Below are 17,087 nucleotides of genomic sequence, written 5' to 3' on the forward strand. Positions count from 1 at the left end.
CACTACGATTGGAGAAGCGCTAACTCATCTTCACTCCACGATACATCATTGGCGAACCGCTCTCTTGGAACTTGGCGGCCAATTGGGGAATATCGTCGTGGTGCCCAAGCACAATCACCGTATCGCCCGCGGCCAGGGGCGTCGATTGCGAAGGATTCAGCGAGAGCGTTCCGTCAGCGGTCCTCACACCGACGATCAGAAATCCCTGGTTGCCTCGAACTTCGATGTCGGCAAGCGTTTTCTCGGCAAGCTGCGAATCGGCAGTGACTTCAATTTCCTCAAATTGCAAACCGATCTGGCCCAGTTCTTCACTCACGCTGCTTTGCTGAGTCATCTGCTCCAGCATGTTTTCTGCCGAGGGTCGAATGATTAGCTGCGCAACCTTCGACGCCCCGATTGCAGTGGGCAAAATCACACGATCCGCCCCGCTACTACGCAACTTCTTCTCCGTACGAGGGTTTTCGCCTCGTGCGATGATCATCAGGTTGGGGTTCATCTCGCGGGCGGTAATCGTGACGAAAACGTTCAGCGCGTCTTCAGAGAGTACCGTCGCAACGACCGAAGCACGCTCAATTCCTGCCTGCTGAAGGATGCTCTCCTCGGTCGCGTCGCCATCGATGATCAGATAGCCCGCTTCGGCAGCATCTTGTAATCGTCGCTCGTCGCGGTCAATCACCACAAAGGGTTTGCCTGCCGCATGAAGCTCTCGCGCAAGCATCGAGCCCATCCGTCCAACGCCGCAGAGTATCGTATGATTCTCCAACTGCTCTAGACCTTTTGTCATACGTCGCGCTCCTAGAGATCGGTTCAGTTCGCCATCAATGAGCATCTGGATGAAACCCCCGCCGGTATAGATCAAGGCCCCGTAGCCGAGGATGATCACCAGAATGGTCAGGAATCGGAGACCTGACGACTCGATCGGCTGGACTTCGCCATAACCAACCCCGAAGATGGTGATCACAACCATGTAGACGGAATCAGTAAGCTTCCACCCTGCCGACATGTAACCGGCGACCGCCAACACGCAGATCGTGAGAAACAAGCCCAAACCGACGCTGATTTTACGAAACGGTTCGGAACTTGCAGAACGATTCATTCGAGAACGATTCTCAGGCGATGAGACTCAGCGGCGATCGACCATGCCCAGTCAAAGTAAGCAATCCTCAAAAGGGAGGGCTGGCATCCGTGCCATTCGGTTCCCATCCCGTGGAGCAATCCGCCCTTTCACACAGTCGATCTCCCAGGGGCCAATCAAAGTTGTCAGCTATTGGAGACACGTTATTTGATGAATAGCATCTCTTGATAGGTCGGCAGCGGCCAAAGATCGTCGGCCACCATGCCTTCGAGTTGGTCGGCAAACTCACGGACTTTCGCCATAGCCGGCAAGACCACGTCACAGCAGTGACGCGCTTCCGCGTGGTAATCGTCCGAAGCCGTTTCTGCCACCGCAGATTCGAGCTCGGCGATGCTGTCTTGCAGGGACTTGACCAAAGAAGTGGTCTTATCGAGCGTGTTGGTATCGAACTCGTATCCGAGTGCTTTCAGATTCGCACAAGTCGCAGCCAGCTCATTCTGGTAGCGAATCGCCGCCGGGAAGATCAGCGTGCGTGCCATCTCGATCGTCAGATTCGATTCAACATCGATCGACATGCAATATTGTTCGAGATAGGTCTCTAAACGGCTTTCTAGTTCCCGCTTGCTGAGCACCTCGTACTTTTCGAACAATTCTTGCACTTCCGTAGCTTGGAGTGCCGGTAGCGCATCGGCGGTGGTCTTCAGGTTGAGCAGGCCTCGCTTCTCAGCCTCTTCGTGCCACCAAGCGCTATAACCATCGCCATTGAAGACGACGGTCCCATGCTCATTCATGATTTCCGTAAGTAGCGTTTGGAGCTCGCCGTGCAGCTTTTCAGGATCACCACCGGTGGCCTCTTCCAGACATGTCGCACAGAAGTCGAGAGATTCCGCGATGATCGTATTCATTGCCACTAACGGCCCAGCAATCGACTGATTCGAACCGACGGCGCGGAACTCAAACCGATTGCCGGTAAAGGCGAAGGGGCTCGTACGATTCCGATCTCCCGCATCTTTTGGTAGCGGAGGCAAAACGTCCACGCCGACGGTCAGGGTGCCCTTGGGGATCGAAGAGTTTGCACCGCCCGATTTGATCTGCTCAAACACATCGGTCAGTTGATCGCCCAAAAAGATGGAGATAATCGCCGGCGGTGCCTCATTGGCACCCAGCCGATGATCGTTACTTGCTGAGGCAACCACGGATCGCAACAGCCCTTGATACTTGTGTACGGCGCGGATCACCGCGGCACAGATCAGCAGAAATTGAGCATTGTCATGAGGAGTATCACCCGGGTCGAGCAGGTTGCCTTGCGAAGAACTTCCCATCGACCAGTTCACATGTTTACCCGAACCGTTGACGCCAGCGAACGGTTTCTCATGCGTCAGACAAGCCATGCCGTACTTCTCGGCGACTTTCTTAAGTGTCGTCATCGTGAGCTGTTGATGATCGGCCGCGACGTTGGCACTCTCGTACATCGGGGCAACTTCATACTGGCCCGGAGCCACCTCGTTGTGGCGGGTCTTTACAGGAATGCCTAATTTGAAGAGTTCGCGTTCCGCTTCCAGCATAAAAGCCAGGACGCGATCAGGAATCGCGCCAAAGTAGTGGTCGTCGAATTCTTGCCCTTTTGGGGGCTTCGCCCCAAACAGCGTCCGTCCCGCGGTTAGCAAGTCAGGGCGGGCGAAGTAGAAGTGACGATCGATGAGAAAGTACTCCTGCTCTGGTCCTGCCGTTGACGAAACCAGAGCTCCGTCGGTGTGACCGAACAGCTTCAGGATCCGCTGCGCCTGCGTGTTGAGCGCTTGCATCGAACGCAGCACGGGCGTTTTCTTATCGAGCGCTTCGCCCGTCCAAGAAACAAACGCGGTGGGAATGCAGAGCGTGGTACCATTAGCATTCTCAAGCAGATACGCGGGGCTCGTCACATCCCAAATCGTATAGCCACGGGCCTCGAAAGTAACGCGAATGCCACCCGTCGGGAAACTCGAACCGTCCGGCTCACCTTGAATCAGTTGCTTACCGCTGAACTCGGCAAGTGCCCCCCCCTCGCCATCGGGTGAGAGAAAGCTGTCGTGCTTTTCAGCCGTCAGACCGGTCAGCGGATAAAAGACGTGGGCATAATGAGTGGCTCCATTGTCGAGCGCCCAATCCTTCATCGCTGCGGCAACGACATCGGCCGTCGAACAGTCGAGCTTTTCACCTTTTTCAATGGTCTTAGTGAGCGTCTTGAAGACATCCTTAGGTAGCCGCTTTTTCATCTCCGCTTTTGAGAAGACATTCGCGTTGAACAAGTCACCCGTCGCTTCTTCGGCGAACCCGTTCGGGCCACCCGACTTGTAATTGACGACCGCCGAAATTGCCGATGCTCGTGCGGAGCCGGTGGCCGTGGTCGGAGACGAACCGCCAACGGGAGAAGCGGTACTAGAGGAACCTGGACTCTTGGTTAATGTCGTTGACATCGGTACGCCTGACTGAAGAAGGGAGTGAAGACGAGCCGGTGCGGACGGGTTTCTCCGGCTCTAGGGGCAATCGGCAATCCTTTGCCACGACAGCAAATTGCTGTAATCTAGATAGTGATTGCAAACTTTATACCAACCCAGCAAGTTGCTACTTTGCACGTGTAATCAACTGCCTCTCGAAGGTGATGCCGCGTTCCCTGGCTCGTAATGCTCCAAGAGCGGGCAATGGGCTTCTCTTCGCTAGCACCAGCCTTGAGTCGTCTCTATGTCCAGCTTCAATCCAAACGATTACGGCCCGGTACTTTCTGAACTCGTCGATATCGACCGCCAACGTCCGCTCGACTCGGGGAATCCCTCACAAGCAGCCAAGGCCAAACTAAGGACGGCAACACTTGATTCCGCCTTCGCTCATACAGAGATTGCCGATGCGGAAATGGCCCGTTGCGTTCTCTCCGGAGTTTGGCTGCTGCACGACTTTCTTGATGAATCGCATACGTTCAGCCAGGCGATTCACACTTCCGAGGGAAGCTTCTGGCATGGCATCATGCACCGTCGCGAGGGAGATTTTTCCAATGCAAAATATTGGTTCCGCAACGCCGGAGACCATCCGGCGTATTCCCTGATCGCGGCTCGTGTGGCCAACGAAGTTGAAGGGGGCGAATCACTACTCAGCGGCACGGACTGGGAACCGTTCGACTTCGTCGACGCTTGCCAGGCGGCGCTACGCACTGGCGAGCAAGCCACTGCGTGCCTTCATGCCCAACAAATCGAATGGGAAGTGCTGTTCGACCACTGCTACCAAGCAGCTCTGTAGCTCGGGCCTCCAGGCCTGAGTTAAAGAGTCAGTGAACTACTCTCAGCCCTGGAGGGCCGAGCTACTAGAGCCTTGAAAGTCAGCCTGACACCCTGATAATGAAGGGTTCAAAATAACCCTTCCAGCAAACCTCCCCTCCCATAGGACCCTCCCCATGTCGCGTTCTGGCGTCGTAACGTTCAAAGGCAACCCCATGACTCTCGCCGGCGAGGAAGTGAAGGCCGGCCAAGCCGCTCCTGACTTCACGCTGCATTACTTCAAAGACGGCATGCAGTCGATCTCACTCGCCGACGTGAAAGGCAAACCGACCATCCTCAGTGTCGTGCCTTCGCTCGATACGGGCGTCTGTGCGATGCAGACCAAGAAGTTCAACGAAACGCTCGGTGCAATGGGCGATTCGATCAACGCCCTCACGGTCAGCCTCGATCTCCCCTTCGCGATGAACCGCTTCTGCGGTGCCGAGGGCATCGAGAACATGCAGTCTGCCAGTGACTACCAGGAACGAAACTTCGGCACCGACTACGGCACCATGCTCGAGGAGCTAAAGATCCTCACTCGTGCCGTGTTCGTCCTGGATGCCGACGGAAACGTCACCTATGCGGAGTACGTTCCCGAAGTCACCAGCGAACCCAACTACGACGCCGCTTTGGAAGCACTCAAGGCCGCTTCGTAAGAGTTTCAATCTCAACGAAAGACCCGTAGCCCCCAGCGCAAGCTGGGGGTTCTTTTTTGACTACGAACATGGCGCTAACCACCAACCAACGTGCTGTCCTCAGCGAGCTGCTCGGAACGTTCCTCTTCTGTTTCATCGGCATCGCCGCCGTCCTGGCAACGTTTCCTCCAATTGAATCTGGCGGCGGATTACTTGGCGTGGCGCTGGCCCACGGACTTGGGATCGCAATTGCCGTCAATTGTTTTTGGGGACACGGCGGGGCACACTTCAACCCAGCGGTGACGGTGGCGCTTCTGACCGTGGGAAAGATTAAGCTCCCGCTGGCGATTCAGTACATCGCGGTTCAAATTCTGGCCGCGGCGGTTGCTTCGCTCTGCTGCGTGGCGATCTTCCCTGAAGCAGTCATTGATGCGGGAATGCTGGCGATCCCCCGCCCTGGCGTTTTCCCAGGTGAGTCGCAACCCTGGATCACCCCCGGCGGCATTCTCTTAGCCGAGTTCCTTCTCACATTCCTACTAATGACCGCCATCTACGGGGCGGCAATCGACCCCACGGGAAAACCGATGAACATCGCTGCCTTCGGCATCGGACTAGCAGTCACGGCACTGATTCTGGCCGGAGGTCCGATCACCGGGGCTTCGATGAACCCGGCCCGCTCGCTGGGTCCCGCATTGGTCTATTCACTGTTTGGCGGGGCGCGCAGCAGTGAGGCTTTTGCACTACACTGGTGTTACTGGGTCGCCACAATTGCGGGCGCTATTGTAGCGGCTCAGCTTTATGAAATGTTCTTGATAAGTCGTACCGAATCGGGGAAACGCGAAGATGGGTAGATTGATTGTCGTTGTACTTGTCCTGTTGGCCATCGCCTTCTTGGCGAACAAATACCTCATTCAAGGCGGAGATATTCCCGACCAAATGGTCGAAAAAATGGAGGAAGAAGAAGCCGCTCGCGGCTTAGCCGAAGAAAAGGAAGAAGTCGAACCCGTCGAACCCTCTGCCAGCGACGTTGCCGAAGATCTGACCAAAGACGAAACAGAATCGACCGAAGAAACCGCAACTGAGGACCAGGAACCGGCGACACCAGCAAAACCTGAGACCGAACTCCCCGCTGAACAAGTCGAAGAAGCCACCACCGTTGGTGTTACGGCCGAGGAAGAAGCCTCAGATGCCGAACCCGAAACCGTCCTCCTCGGCACCGATGAACTCTACGACGGCATTCCCGGCGGCGAGGGAGACTTAACCCTCGACCAAGTAAAACTTTGGCTTGCTGATCCCAACAACCACGTCACGCTCACGCCTGATCTCCCCCTCGGCTTGAAAGCCGGTGCCGGCGAGATCGTTGGCATCGAGGAGAATCCGCTCACCCGTGCGAAGATCGAACTGGGTCGTCAGTTGTTCTTCGACCCTCGCCTCTCCGGCGACAACTCGATCAGTTGTGCAAGCTGCCATCACCCTGACTTCGGCTACGGGAAAGACACTCAATTCGGTGTCGGCGTCGAAGGTCAGACAGGCAATCGTAACTCGCCGACCGCATACAACCGCATCCTCAGCGGTAAGCAGTTCTGGGACGGGCGTGCGGAAAGCTTGGAGGAGCAAGCCAAGGGCCCGATCGCCAACCCCATTGAAATGGCCAATTCCCATGAAGCGACTGTGGCTGATCTAAAAACCGTCCCCGAGTATGTGATGCAGTTTGAAGCCGTCTTCGGCGATCGCGAAGGGGACGATGCCGTGGAGATTGAGAACGCCGCCAAAGCAATCGCCGCGTTTGAGCGAACCCTCGTCACCGGCCCCACGCCTTGGGATTATCACGTCGAAATCCAATCGCTTGAGGAAGGCTACCAAATTGAAGAGGAATACCTAGACGAGCTAAAAGAAGAAGACCCTGATGTCTATGACGAGTACATGGCTCTGAAAGCAAAAGCGGAGGAAGCTCCGCTCACCGAATCAGCCCGTCGCGGCGGCGAGCTTTTCTTCAGCGACAAAGCAGGCTGCACCGCCTGCCACGTGGGTGCCAACTTCGCCGACGAAAAATACCACAACCTGGGCGTCGGCTTAGAAAAACTCGACGCAGAGAAACCCGCAGAAACCGAAGGCATCGACTGGGGACGCTTCGCAATCACCAACGAAGAAATCGACCGCGGTGCTTTCAAGACACCCACCATCCGCAACGTCGCCGACACGGCCCCCTACATGCACGACGGCACACAGAAAACCTTGGAAGAAGTCGTCGAGTGGTACGCCAAGGGCGGCCACGCGAACCCGTGGTTGAGCGAAAAAGTAAAGAAGCTCGACCTCACTGAGCAAGACAAGCAGGACCTCGTGAACTTCATGAAAAAAGGACTGCAGGGATCGCTGCCGAAGATCGAGCAAGGCCGTCTACCCGCGGGGGCGGAAACGGCGAAGGAGGAAGCGGTGGCGAGTGTGGAGTAATTGAAGGTGAGATTCAAACTTCGTTCTCTGTTGGTACTGTCTTCGATACTCGCTGCGGTCCTAGCGTTCAGCAACTATAGACCCTCACCTTTTCTCTCCCACGAAGAACAAGCGATAATTAGATCCTTAGTCGAAGCTCATTTGCCCGCTGACGAAACCGATGGATTATTTGTGAAGAGTTGGACGTTCGGTGGAGAGACTTACCATGGAGACCCAGAGTCCTTGCAAGCTCAACTTTTGCAGGCCACCACGAGTACAAGTCCGGGACTATTGGAGAGCTTCGTAGTTCGTAATAAAGAGTCGCGTCTGCTCCGCCCCGAGTTGCGGAAGCTGCCCAACGTCTTTTTGGCTCCTCAGGAGCAATGGCAAGAAATAGCTCAGCAACACGCAATCGAACGCGGAAGATCGATGACGTTCTCTTGCCCTGGCATTAGCGAAGATGGAAAGCTCGCACTGGTTTATCTTTCTTCACAGGCACCCCATGATATACGCTCGACAATGACTTGGTTTTTGCTCAAGAAAGTAGATGACAAGTGGGAGACCGTAGAGTGGCGAAATAGTTACAGCGATTCGTGGCTGTCACCCCTGTGATTCTGGTGTTCTATTTGATCAGTTGCTACGTGCTCCCTCTCAGAAAAGCGAAACGGTTAAGCCGTGAAACTCGACCACCCTGCGCTCGTCGAACTCCTCCAACTCGCCTACTCCGCGGAGAAGGCCGCCGCGTTTGCTTACATCGGTCACGCCGGCAGCGTCAAAGACGCTGAAGCGAAGGAGGTCATAAAGCAGATTGAGCTCGACGAGTGGGGCCACCGCGAGACGGTTCTCGCCATCATGCAGGAGTACGACATCCCCATCTCTCGCTACAAGGAGGTGAAATATCACATCATAGGCAAGATCATCTCCGCGAGTTGCTACGTGATTGGCTGGTTCATGCCCTACTACTTCGCCGGGCGACTGGAAAGCGGCAACGTCTGCGAGTACTTCGTCGCGATGCACTACTTCAACGACTTGGGCATCACCAAGCACGACGACGCCCTCTACGAAATGGGCATGAAGGAGAAGGAGCACGAGGTTTACTTCCAGAAAAGCCTGGAGAACAACCGGATGCTGCCCTTGTTCGAGAAAATCTTCGGCTGGGGAGAAAACAGCAGCTACAACGATATTGATTTGGAGAACAAGTATTCCGTGAAGGCGTCGAAAGCTTATTGTCGGAAGAAGTAGTGAACCCATAGCACTGCCAAGGGGTCCTCGGCACTGACGATCTCACCTAAGATTCCGAACCAGGGTGTTCCCGCGTGTCAATCTCTTACGCAAGCGAGCCTGAACTAAATGTTGAAGAGTTTGTTGATATTCTGGAACGCTCGACTCTAGCCCAACGGCGACCCACGAACAATTCGCAACGTATCGCAGGAATGCTTGCCGGCGCTGACGTGATTGTCACCGCACGCAATCAAGAGGGACTGCTCGTCGGCGTCTCCCGCGCGATCTCCGACTTTCACTACTGCACCTATCTTTCTGACCTAGCGGTCGACGTTGCGTATCAGAGGCAAGGAATTGGCAAGCAGTTGATTCAAGAAACTCATCAACTGGCGGGACGGCAAACCCAGTTGGTTTTGCTGTCAGCGCCTGCCGCACGTGACTACTATCCTCGTCTCGGCATGCAGCGTCATGACTCCTGTTGGACGTTTTCTAGCAACGCTTAAATGCAATTTGATGCCAAGCCGTAGCCCAGCCCCTCAAAACTTTCTCGCCTCGTGTGAAGTCATTGACTTCGACAACCCGGACGTCGCAGCTTTGGCGGCATGCCTCAAGAGGGATAACTCAACAGACACCGCCCAAGCGTGTTTCGAGTTTGTCCGCGACGAAATCAAACACAGCAGCGACCACCAGCTCAACCCCGTTACCTGCACCGCCTCTGAAGTTCTGAAGCACGGCACGGGCTACTGCTACGCCAAGAGCCACTTACTGTGTGCTCTGATTCGCGCAAATGGCATCTCGGCTGGCATGACATATCAACGACTAAGCATCGACGGTGAAGGACCGCCGTTTTGCCTGCATGGCTTGAATGCGGTCTACCTCGAAGAACACGGCTGGTACCGCATCGATCCGCGTGGCAACCGCGATGATGTTGATGCACAATTCGATCCGCCGCACGAAAAGCTGGCGTTCGCGACAAACCTGCCCGGAGAGTACGACCTGGCGAGCATCTGCGCGAAGCCAATGCCCATCGTTCTCAAAGCTCTTCGAGCCTACACGAACTGGTGTGAACTGGGAGAGAATCTACCAGATGTGCAGCAGTCTTAGGCGTATGCCTCGTTTCTCTTTTCTTGCTTCTCAGCAGCCCGCTTAATCCCTCGCAGCATTCCGTTGAACACAAAATGGTGCAACGGCAGCACCGAGTACCAGTAGAGAATGCCGCTAAGCCCGCGCGGGCGGAAGCGTGCGGTCATGGTGAGTTTGGTCCTCTCCTGCTGACCAGAGAGCGGTTCGAGATGAAACTCTAGCCGAGCAACTCCCGGCAGTTTCATCTCCGCAAGTAAGAGAAGTGAGCGGTCGCGTTCAATCCCCACGACTCTCCAGAAATCGAGCGCCTCGCCAAACTCGACGCGTTCGGGATTTCTTCGACCACGGCGTAACCCCGGCCCACCAACGATTTGATCCATCCATCCACGAATGCGCCAGAGGATATCCGCTGCATACCAACCGTGCCCGCCACCAATCCGACAGACGGCAGCAAACACCGCGGTGGGGTCGGCATTAATCTCGATGGTTCGCTGATCCTTGAAGACTTTACCACCCGCCCAGTCAGGGTCGCCAGGAATCGGCCCCGCCGCGGACCAACGCGTTGGGACTTCGCCACTCTTCGTGCGTTGAACGCTTCGATGAATCGCCTCTTTCACGGATAGAGGTTCGTGCGGCATGAGGTCCTGGGCAGGATTCTTCGTCACCACGACACGGTTGCGCAACCCATCAGCCAATGGCCGTGCGATGCGATAGTTCACCGGTGTAACAAGGCTGATCCATAGGGAGCTTAGGCGAGGTGTGAGCACGGGCAGCGGGACGATGACCCTTCGACGCAGTCCAAGCTCTTTCGCACAGACTTGCATCAGTTGCTGATAGGGCAGGACATCAGGACCGCCAACCTCGATCGTTTGCCCAATCGTTTCGGGAGTCTCCAGGCAAGTCACTAACCAATGCAGGACGTCTGCAATCCCGATCGGTTGGCATTCGGTCTTCACCCAGCGCGGCGTGACCATCACCGGCAGTCGTTCGACTAAGTAGCGAAGAATCTCGAATGAGGCACTACCCGAGCCAATGATCATCGCCGCCCGAAACGTGGTGACGGGTATCCCCGTCGAGGCGAGTACTTCTTCGACCTCTCGGCGGCTTCGCAAATGCTCGCTCAGCCCGTCGCCAAGCTCACCGAGTCCGCCGAGATAAATGATTCGCTGGATGCCTGCCTTGGCGGCCGCTTCAGCAAACGTGGTGGCCAGCCGACGATCACGTTCAGCGTATTCGCCGCCGCTGGAGATCATCGAGTGAATCAGATAATAAGCGACCTCGCAGCCCTGCATCTTACTCGCGAGCTCATCAACATCGTCGATACTCCCCTCGACGACTGATACACGGCTACTTGACCGCCAAGGCCGTTCTTCGAGCTTCCGTGGCTCACGCGCCAAGCATCGGACACGGTAGTTGCACTCTAACAATTTCGGAGCAAGCCGACCGCCAACGTATCCAGTGGCACCGGTGAGGAATATTTCGGGCATGGAAAGCTTCTGCATGTCCTCTAGCATAGCAGACCGATAGTTAGATAGCTTACTAATGGCGTCTTTAGCAGAAGTAGTTTCGGCTGGTTTACTTGACTAGCCAACTGATGAGCTTAGACGGCGTGGGCAATACTTCGACTTTGCCCCATTGGCGGAAGCTCGCAGTCACCGAAAGGGGACTTAACGAATATGTTGAGTAGATTGATCGCAAGTACTCTAAAACATATTTCGATTTTCGAGCAACAATGACGCCGCGTAAGCTCTCAAACTCAACATTCGCGTTGAGATCGCTAAAACGTATTTGGACCGGACAACCATCAACAGACCCGTCAAGCTGTCCGGCCAACATTAGTTTGGGGACGCGCCGTCCCGTGTGCTGATTTTCAGCGTACCAGAGAGAACCCACTTCGCATGTTCGGCACTCTCACCCGTTCCGCTGGGAATCTGGATGTTCATATCGTCAAAGTGGTAGGAAATTTCCGCATTTCGGCCCGTAAGACGGTCATAAAGCCCAATGGCAAGGTCGGGCCAGTTCTTCGTTTGTTCGCTACTCATCGTTTGCTACTCCTGCTGATGGTGAAGTTGTGTTGTGGACTTTGGAGCAGACCGGGAAAAGCCTAGTGCACTTAACCACCTGCGGAAACAGAATTGTCAGGTAATACCAAGGATCCAACCCTCTTTGCTAGCGATCCTTTGCTGTTCCGACGTTAGCGGTGGATTGAAATAACGCTGCAGGAACCCGCGCTGGTCGTTCTCGACAAGCCACCTTGCGACCGCATAGGCGTCTTGTTCGTCCGCGGTTCTTTCTGCCCGTTCAAACCGCTTGCTGAAAACTGACGGATACACCTCGGCGATTACGGATTTCTCACTTGGTGGATCCCAACCCTCAAAAGGCCAAATGTGGACTTGTTCACCCACGGCTTGGCGAATCCACCCCAGCCAAGGCAGTCCGGCGTGCGTACTCTTCGCAACCGAGCCCTGAACGTCGAACAGAAAAACCGACTTTGCCGACGGTGACCACGTTTCAGTCAACCGATAGTCTTTTCCTTCACGCGTAAACTCGTAGTGGCGCTTTCGATGAGGGCGAAAGTCTTCCACACGAGCATCGTCGGCCAGCAGAGGCCAATGCCGGCAAAAGTCATCGAGGAATTCGTGCCATGACTTAAGCTTGTATCGCTCGAAGTAGGCCATCGGAAAAGAAAAGGCATGATCGATGCCAGCGAGAACGCGCTTTCCCGAAGCAATCTCCGAGACCAACCATTCCGCGATCTCGCGACGATTCCACGAACGAACTCGCTTGTTGGTCGAACCAAGAGATCGGACAGCGACCGGCTGCTCGCCCGCCGACGCGGCATAAACCTGGAGCGTTCGGCTACGGGCAATCGGTGTTGAGGCTCCCGAGTAATCGATCCCGACATAAAGGTCGTAGGCCATGTTCTATTCTTCGACCCGCGTTTCCACCACCCGCGCGTCGATGACTTCTCCCTTCGGCATCTCTGCCTGCGGTGGTCGCTCGACATACGGCGACGGCTCTTCAGCGAAGCCTTGCCAGAAGTTGGTGGTTGTCACTTGCACTCGCTTGGTCAGCCATGCGGTTGCAAACTTGCGAACGGCACTCCGCACCGGAGGCAATAAAAGTGACAGGCCGACGATGTCCGTCAAAATACCTGGCGTGATTAGCACGACACCAGCAATCAGTATGAGCACCCCATCGATCACCTTATCCGCAGGCAAGCGTCCTTGGACAAGTTCACCGCGTAACGCGTTCAGCGCGAGAAAGCCCTGCAACTTCGCTAGCCAAGCTCCGACAATACCTGTGCCGAGTACGAGCAGCAGCGTTCCTGGCCAGCCCAGCAACTCGCTAAGTTTGAACAGCAGCGTCACCTCGATGATCGGGATGAGCGTAAACAGAATTAGTAAGCGGAAGAACATTTGGCATCACTCTAATTGAAACTACCGCTCAGAAACCTTCACCTCGCGTCCTTGTTCATCCTCGCACTCAATCCTCAAGAACTCCGGCGACACATCCTCGCGACTGACAACGAGCAGCTCTATTTCGTGGGCGTCTTCAATGCGTGCGAGCTCTCTGCGCTTGCGGTTGTTGATGTAGCTGGCGACTTCCTCTTCGATTGTTACGGTCAGTTTGGTCACTCGGTTCTCTTGAGCCGCCATAATCAGCTTGCGAATCACTTCAATCGCCATGCTCTCAGCACTTTTCACTACGCCGGTGCCGCTGCAGGCGGGACATTCCTTGTAAACGCTGCGTTTGAGGCTGGGGCGAATCCTTTGGCGAGTCATTTCGATCAGGCCAAACGGGCTGGTTCGCAGAATCTTTGTCCGCGCCCGATCTCTCCGCACGGCGTCTCGGAGCGTGTTCTCTACCTTGCGGCGGTGACGGTCGTGCCGCATGTCGATGAAGTCGTTCACCACCACGCCGCCGAGATCTCGCAGCCGCAACTGGCGGGCGATTTCCTTCGCAGCAATCATATTCAGACGGTACGCACTTTCCTCAGCAGAGCCATCGGTGCGGAAGCTGCCGCTGTTCACGTCAATGGCGACGAGTGCTTCGGTTTGATCGATGACCAACGAACCGCCCCCTTTGAGCGGAACGTGGCGATGGTTGATTTGAGCGATCTCGTTGTCCAACTTGTATTTGTGAAACAACGGCTCCTTGCCATCATAAAGCTGCAAACGATTCGCATATCGCGGCATGGTAATGTGCAGGAACTCTTTCGCTCGCTCGAACGCCTCCTCCTGGTCAATGTGTATCGCGTCGACATCGCTGGTGAAGATGTCGCGGATCGTCCGAATGATCATGTCGGACTCTTGGTAGATGTCGCACGGCGCAGGCGTACTCTTGATCCGGCGGACGATCGTTTTCCAGAGCCTTAGTAGATAAGCCAAGTCGCGCGAGAGTTCTTTCTTGGTTCGATCCGTTCCGGCGGTACGCACAATGAAGCCAAGTCCCTTGGGAGGACTCAAGTCGCGAAGAATATCGCGCAGTCGGCGGCGAGCTTGTTCATCTTCAATCTTGCGAGAAACACCAATCCGTCCCAAGGCCGGCATCAACACTAGATAGCGTCCAGGGATACTGATGTAGGTCGAAAGCGTCGGCCCCTTTGTGCCGATGCCCTCCTTGATGACCTGCACCAATACCTCATCACCACGGCGAAAGATATCTTGAATCGGCGGCTTCACCCGCGGGCGTACGCCAGGACGCGTTTTCCTTTGCGATCGTTGGCGAGTTTTCGTTCCGCCGCTGCCATTCCCAGAATCGCTCCCCTCGGAGTCTCCCTCGTCGGCTTCCTCACTGGAGGGAGATCCATTGGACGAATCGTGGGGACGATCATCTCGCTGTGTACCGTCCGGCTGAATCGGCTTGTCTGGATCGAAGCCGCCTTGGCGGAAGTACTGCGACTCGACGTCGCTAATGTGCAAAAAGCCGTTTCTTCCGACACCAAAATCGACAAACGCCGCTTGGATGCTCGGCTCGAGGTTAACGATCTTTCCCTTGTAGATGTTCCCTACATAGTTGTCTTGGCTACTCCGCTCGATGTACAGCTCTTCGAGCTGATTATCCTCAACAATCGCAATCCGGCATTCCTCCGGCTGAGCGACGTTGATCAGCATTTCCTGTTTCATGTTCGGTTACTCTCTCGATTAGATGTATTTGATATTGGCGCGACGCTGCGCACCCTTTGAAAATTGGTTGGAAGTTTTCAGTGTTCAGTTTTCAGTGTTCAGTCACGCATGGTTCGCTGTTGAGAGCTTATGCCCTCTCCGACTGAAACCGAACACTGCCAACTGATAACTAGCTTCATACCGGTAACTCCGGGAATACTTTTGATAGTTCGTCTCGCAAGAACGCTTTGATGTCTCGTGCGCTCTCGAGCTTCATCACATGGGCGGCTATCTCTTGACAATGCTCGACAGAGACGCTGCGGCAAATGCGTTTGATCTCGGGCACGGCCGCCGGGGTGACGCTCATGCTTCTCAGTCCTAAGCCCAGCAGCAGCATGGTGTACATGGGATTGCCACACATCTGGCCGCACATGCTGACCGGCTTGCCAGCTTCCGTTGCGATGCTAACCGTTTGTTGAATCAGCCGTAGCACAGCAGGGTCAGCCGACGTGTAGAGATTCGCCACGTCTTTATTACTTCGATCCACTGCTAAGCAATACTGCACGAGGTCGTTGGTACCGATGCTGAAGAAATCAACTTCTTCGACGAATCGGTCCAGCATCACCACCGCCGAGGGAACTTCGACCATCATGCCGACTTTGATGTCGCGATCGAAAGCAACGCCCGCTTCCTCTAAGTCCTCCATTGCATCGTTGAGCACCATCTTGGCTTGCCGTAACTCAAGCAAATTGCTGATCAGCGGAAACATGAGGCGAATATTCCCAGCAACGCTCGCTCTCAAGATGGCTCGAAGTTGTGTGCGGAACAGATCCCGATTCCTCAGCGCTAAGCGAATACTCCGCAAACCCAAGAAGGGGTTCCGCTCGTCCTCAGGATTGGGCAGCATCCGCATCTTATCCGCACCTAAGTCGAGCGTCCGCATGACGACCGGCTTGCCTTGCATCGCCTCGACAACACCGCAATAAGCTTCGTAGTGAGTATCCTCGCTAGGGTCGTCGTCTCGTCCTAGATAAAGAAACTCGGTTCGGTACAAACCGATTCCATCGGCGCCCCGTTCCTTACATTGCTCGACTTCATGGGGGAACTCAATGTTCCCCAGCAACTGCACGACCTCCCCGTCGGTAGTGACTGCGGGTAAGTCCCGGAGCATTTCTAGCTTCGCCGCCAGGGAACGCTGCTCTTCCACCTCGTGACGATACCGGGCGAGCGTTTCCTCGTCGGGGTGCAGAATAATCTGCCCTTGGTCGCCGTCGATAATGACGGTATCGCCGCCAGAGACATCCGTAAGAAAACCACCGACGCCGACGATGGCGGGAATCCCGAGACCTTCGGCTACGATCGCCGTGTGGCTGCCTGGTCCGCCAATCTCCGTGACCATGCCCATCACGAACTGAGGATTCAAGTTTGCCGTTTCGCTAGGAGTAAGATTCCTCGCCAGCACCAAGACCGGGGACGTCACCTGCGACAGTTCTTCCCTCCGCATTCCCAAGAGATTACGCAGGATGCGTTTCTCAATGTCGAAAATGTCGTTCGCCCGCTCGGCCATGTATTCGCCGTCGAGCGATTCGAACACCTTCGCGTACTTTCGCAGCGAACGGCTGACCGCGTACTCAGGCGAGTAGTGACGCGTGCGAATCAGCTCTTCGACTTCTTCTCGCAAGCGCCGATCGCGCATCATTTGCACATGTGCGGAGAAAATGGCCGCGTACTCGTCGCCCAGCTCGGCGGCCACGCGATCACGGTTGCGTTCCACCTCGCTGGTGGCGGCTTCCATCGCTTTGTGCAGGCGATCGAGTTCTTCCTCGACCGCATCGCGCGGGAGGAACCGACGGGGGATCCGAAATCCCTCGTTGTCGAGCACGAGTGCTTCGCCGATCGCCACGCCGGGCGAAACGGCAATTCCCTGTAGGCGTTCCATGGCGCCCCCAATGTTCGGTTAGGGCGTCATCACGCTGCGGCAACTATTTCTTTTGGACAAGCAACCAATCGCTTGCGTCTTCGCCGCAAGCGGAGGGTCAAGTCGACCACAACTTCAGCGTTGATAGCTATTTCACCAACGCTTCATGGGACTCTGACGAACAGTTTCAACTCCCAGTTTGTGATTGGAATTGTTCCTGGCAATCATTAGCAATTGAGAATATGCGACTACTCCGCGTTTCCTCAAAAAGCATCAATGCATTCACCGAGCCCGGGTCACTTCGATGCACTGCGCTTCGATGCGTTGACT

The 17,087-nt window shown here is 55.4% G+C and carries 16 protein-coding genes; 8 read left to right on the forward strand and 8 right to left on the reverse strand.

The genetic code is table 11. The annotated features are described in order from the left end of the window. Window positions 1-19 precede the first annotated feature (19 nt). Window positions 20-1,096, reverse strand: a complete 1,077-nt coding sequence (locus tag RIB44_16140) for a potassium channel protein (protein ID MEQ8618106.1) — start codon at window positions 1,094-1,096, stop codon at window positions 20-22. A gap of 182 nt (window positions 1,097-1,278) precedes the next feature. Beyond that, the gene (locus RIB44_16145; protein MEQ8618107.1) at window positions 1,279-3,531 is read right to left on the reverse strand and encodes a glutamine synthetase III; all 2,253 of its coding nucleotides are present in this window, start codon (window positions 3,529-3,531) and stop codon (window positions 1,279-1,281) included. A gap of 265 nt (window positions 3,532-3,796) precedes the next feature. Between RIB44_16145 and RIB44_16150 the strand changes: the two genes are divergently transcribed. The 8 genes from RIB44_16150 to RIB44_16185 all read left to right on the forward strand — a co-directional run bounded on the left by RIB44_16150 (window position 3,797) and on the right by RIB44_16185 (window position 9,752). Beyond that, the gene (locus RIB44_16150) at window positions 3,797-4,345 is read left to right on the forward strand and encodes a hypothetical protein (protein MEQ8618108.1); all 549 of its coding nucleotides are present in this window, start codon (window positions 3,797-3,799) and stop codon (window positions 4,343-4,345) included. A gap of 154 nt (window positions 4,346-4,499) precedes the next feature. Continuing rightward, window positions 4,500-5,018, forward strand: coding sequence for a thiol peroxidase (tpx, locus tag RIB44_16155; protein MEQ8618109.1), 519 nt, complete (start codon window positions 4,500-4,502; stop codon window positions 5,016-5,018). A gap of 68 nt (window positions 5,019-5,086) precedes the next feature. After that, window positions 5,087-5,848 (forward strand): aquaporin, encoded by a 762-nt coding sequence (locus RIB44_16160; GenBank protein MEQ8618110.1) that lies wholly within the window; start codon window positions 5,087-5,089, stop codon window positions 5,846-5,848. Next, window positions 5,841-7,448 (forward strand): cytochrome c peroxidase, encoded by a 1,608-nt coding sequence (locus RIB44_16165; protein ID MEQ8618111.1) that lies wholly within the window; start codon window positions 5,841-5,843, stop codon window positions 7,446-7,448. Before RIB44_16160 ends, RIB44_16165 begins: the two co-directional genes overlap by 8 nt. A 6-nt stretch (window positions 7,449-7,454) precedes the next feature. Beyond that, window positions 7,455-8,039, forward strand: coding sequence for a hypothetical protein (locus RIB44_16170; GenBank protein ID MEQ8618112.1), 585 nt, complete (start codon window positions 7,455-7,457; stop codon window positions 8,037-8,039). 63 nt (window positions 8,040-8,102) lie between these two features. Then, window positions 8,103-8,669 (forward strand): ferritin-like domain-containing protein, encoded by a 567-nt coding sequence (locus RIB44_16175; GenBank protein MEQ8618113.1) that lies wholly within the window; start codon window positions 8,103-8,105, stop codon window positions 8,667-8,669. Window positions 8,670-8,743: 74 nt separating this feature from the next. Continuing rightward, entirely contained in the window at window positions 8,744-9,151 is a 408-nt protein-coding gene (locus RIB44_16180; protein ID MEQ8618114.1) for a GNAT family N-acetyltransferase, read from the forward strand. A 10-nt stretch (window positions 9,152-9,161) separates the two neighbouring features. Further along, window positions 9,162-9,752, forward strand: coding sequence for a transglutaminase family protein (locus RIB44_16185; protein ID MEQ8618115.1), 591 nt, complete (start codon window positions 9,162-9,164; stop codon window positions 9,750-9,752). Here the strand turns inward: RIB44_16185 and RIB44_16190 are convergent. The 6 genes from RIB44_16190 to ptsP form a co-directional block, all read right to left on the reverse strand. After that, window positions 9,749-11,218 carry an SDR family oxidoreductase gene (locus RIB44_16190; protein MEQ8618116.1) on the reverse strand — a complete coding sequence of 490 codons (1,470 nt, stop codon included), beginning with the start codon at window positions 11,216-11,218 and terminating at the stop codon, window positions 9,749-9,751. The genes RIB44_16185 and RIB44_16190 overlap by 4 nt on opposite strands. A 348-nt stretch (window positions 11,219-11,566) precedes the next feature. Next, a complete protein-coding gene (locus tag RIB44_16195) occupies window positions 11,567-11,773 on the reverse strand; it encodes a hypothetical protein (GenBank protein MEQ8618117.1) in 207 nt (68 codons plus the stop codon). Between the two features lie 96 nt (window positions 11,774-11,869). After that, window positions 11,870-12,652 (reverse strand): hypothetical protein, encoded by a 783-nt coding sequence (locus RIB44_16200; protein ID MEQ8618118.1) that lies wholly within the window; start codon window positions 12,650-12,652, stop codon window positions 11,870-11,872. A gap of 3 nt (window positions 12,653-12,655) precedes the next feature. Then, entirely contained in the window at window positions 12,656-13,150 is a 495-nt protein-coding gene (locus tag RIB44_16205; protein ID MEQ8618119.1) for an FxsA family protein, read from the reverse strand. 21 nt (window positions 13,151-13,171) lie between these two features. Next, window positions 13,172-14,860, reverse strand: a complete 1,689-nt coding sequence (locus tag RIB44_16210) for an Rne/Rng family ribonuclease (GenBank protein ID MEQ8618120.1) — start codon at window positions 14,858-14,860, stop codon at window positions 13,172-13,174. 175 nt (window positions 14,861-15,035) lie between these two features. Continuing rightward, window positions 15,036-16,778, reverse strand: coding sequence for a phosphoenolpyruvate--protein phosphotransferase (ptsP, locus tag RIB44_16215; protein ID MEQ8618121.1), 1,743 nt, complete (start codon window positions 16,776-16,778; stop codon window positions 15,036-15,038). Between the last annotated feature and the right edge of the window lie 309 nt (window positions 16,779-17,087).

This window comes from Lacipirellulaceae bacterium (assembly GCA_040218535.1).
Classification (GTDB): Bacteria; Planctomycetota; Planctomycetia; order Pirellulales; family Lacipirellulaceae; genus Adhaeretor.

Bases quoted from the DNA above. Each gene is read 5' to 3' on its own strand.
- RIB44_16140 (MEQ8618106.1), bottom strand. From the start codon at position 1,096: ATGAATCGTTCTGCAAGTTCCGAACCGTTTCGTAAAATCAGCGTCGGT.
- RIB44_16145 (MEQ8618107.1), bottom strand. From the start codon at position 3,531: ATGTCAACGACATTAACCAAGAGTCCAGGTTCCTCTAGTACCGCTTCT.
- RIB44_16150 (MEQ8618108.1), top strand. From the start codon at position 3,797: ATGTCCAGCTTCAATCCAAACGATTACGGCCCGGTACTTTCTGAACTC.
- tpx (MEQ8618109.1), top strand. From the start codon at position 4,500: ATGTCGCGTTCTGGCGTCGTAACGTTCAAAGGCAACCCCATGACTCTC.
- RIB44_16160 (MEQ8618110.1), top strand. From the start codon at position 5,087: ATGGCGCTAACCACCAACCAACGTGCTGTCCTCAGCGAGCTGCTCGGA.
- RIB44_16165 (MEQ8618111.1), top strand. From the start codon at position 5,841: ATGGGTAGATTGATTGTCGTTGTACTTGTCCTGTTGGCCATCGCCTTC.
- RIB44_16185 (MEQ8618115.1), top strand. From the start codon at position 9,162: ATGCCAAGCCGTAGCCCAGCCCCTCAAAACTTTCTCGCCTCGTGTGAA.
- RIB44_16190 (MEQ8618116.1), bottom strand. From the start codon at position 11,218: ATGCCCGAAATATTCCTCACCGGTGCCACTGGATACGTTGGCGGTCGG.
- RIB44_16195 (MEQ8618117.1), bottom strand. From the start codon at position 11,773: ATGAGTAGCGAACAAACGAAGAACTGGCCCGACCTTGCCATTGGGCTT.
- RIB44_16200 (MEQ8618118.1), bottom strand. From the start codon at position 12,652: ATGGCCTACGACCTTTATGTCGGGATCGATTACTCGGGAGCCTCAACA.
- RIB44_16205 (MEQ8618119.1), bottom strand. From the start codon at position 13,150: ATGTTCTTCCGCTTACTAATTCTGTTTACGCTCATCCCGATCATCGAG.
- RIB44_16210 (MEQ8618120.1), bottom strand. From the start codon at position 14,860: ATGAAACAGGAAATGCTGATCAACGTCGCTCAGCCGGAGGAATGCCGG.
- ptsP (MEQ8618121.1), bottom strand. From the start codon at position 16,778: ATGGAACGCCTACAGGGAATTGCCGTTTCGCCCGGCGTGGCGATCGGC.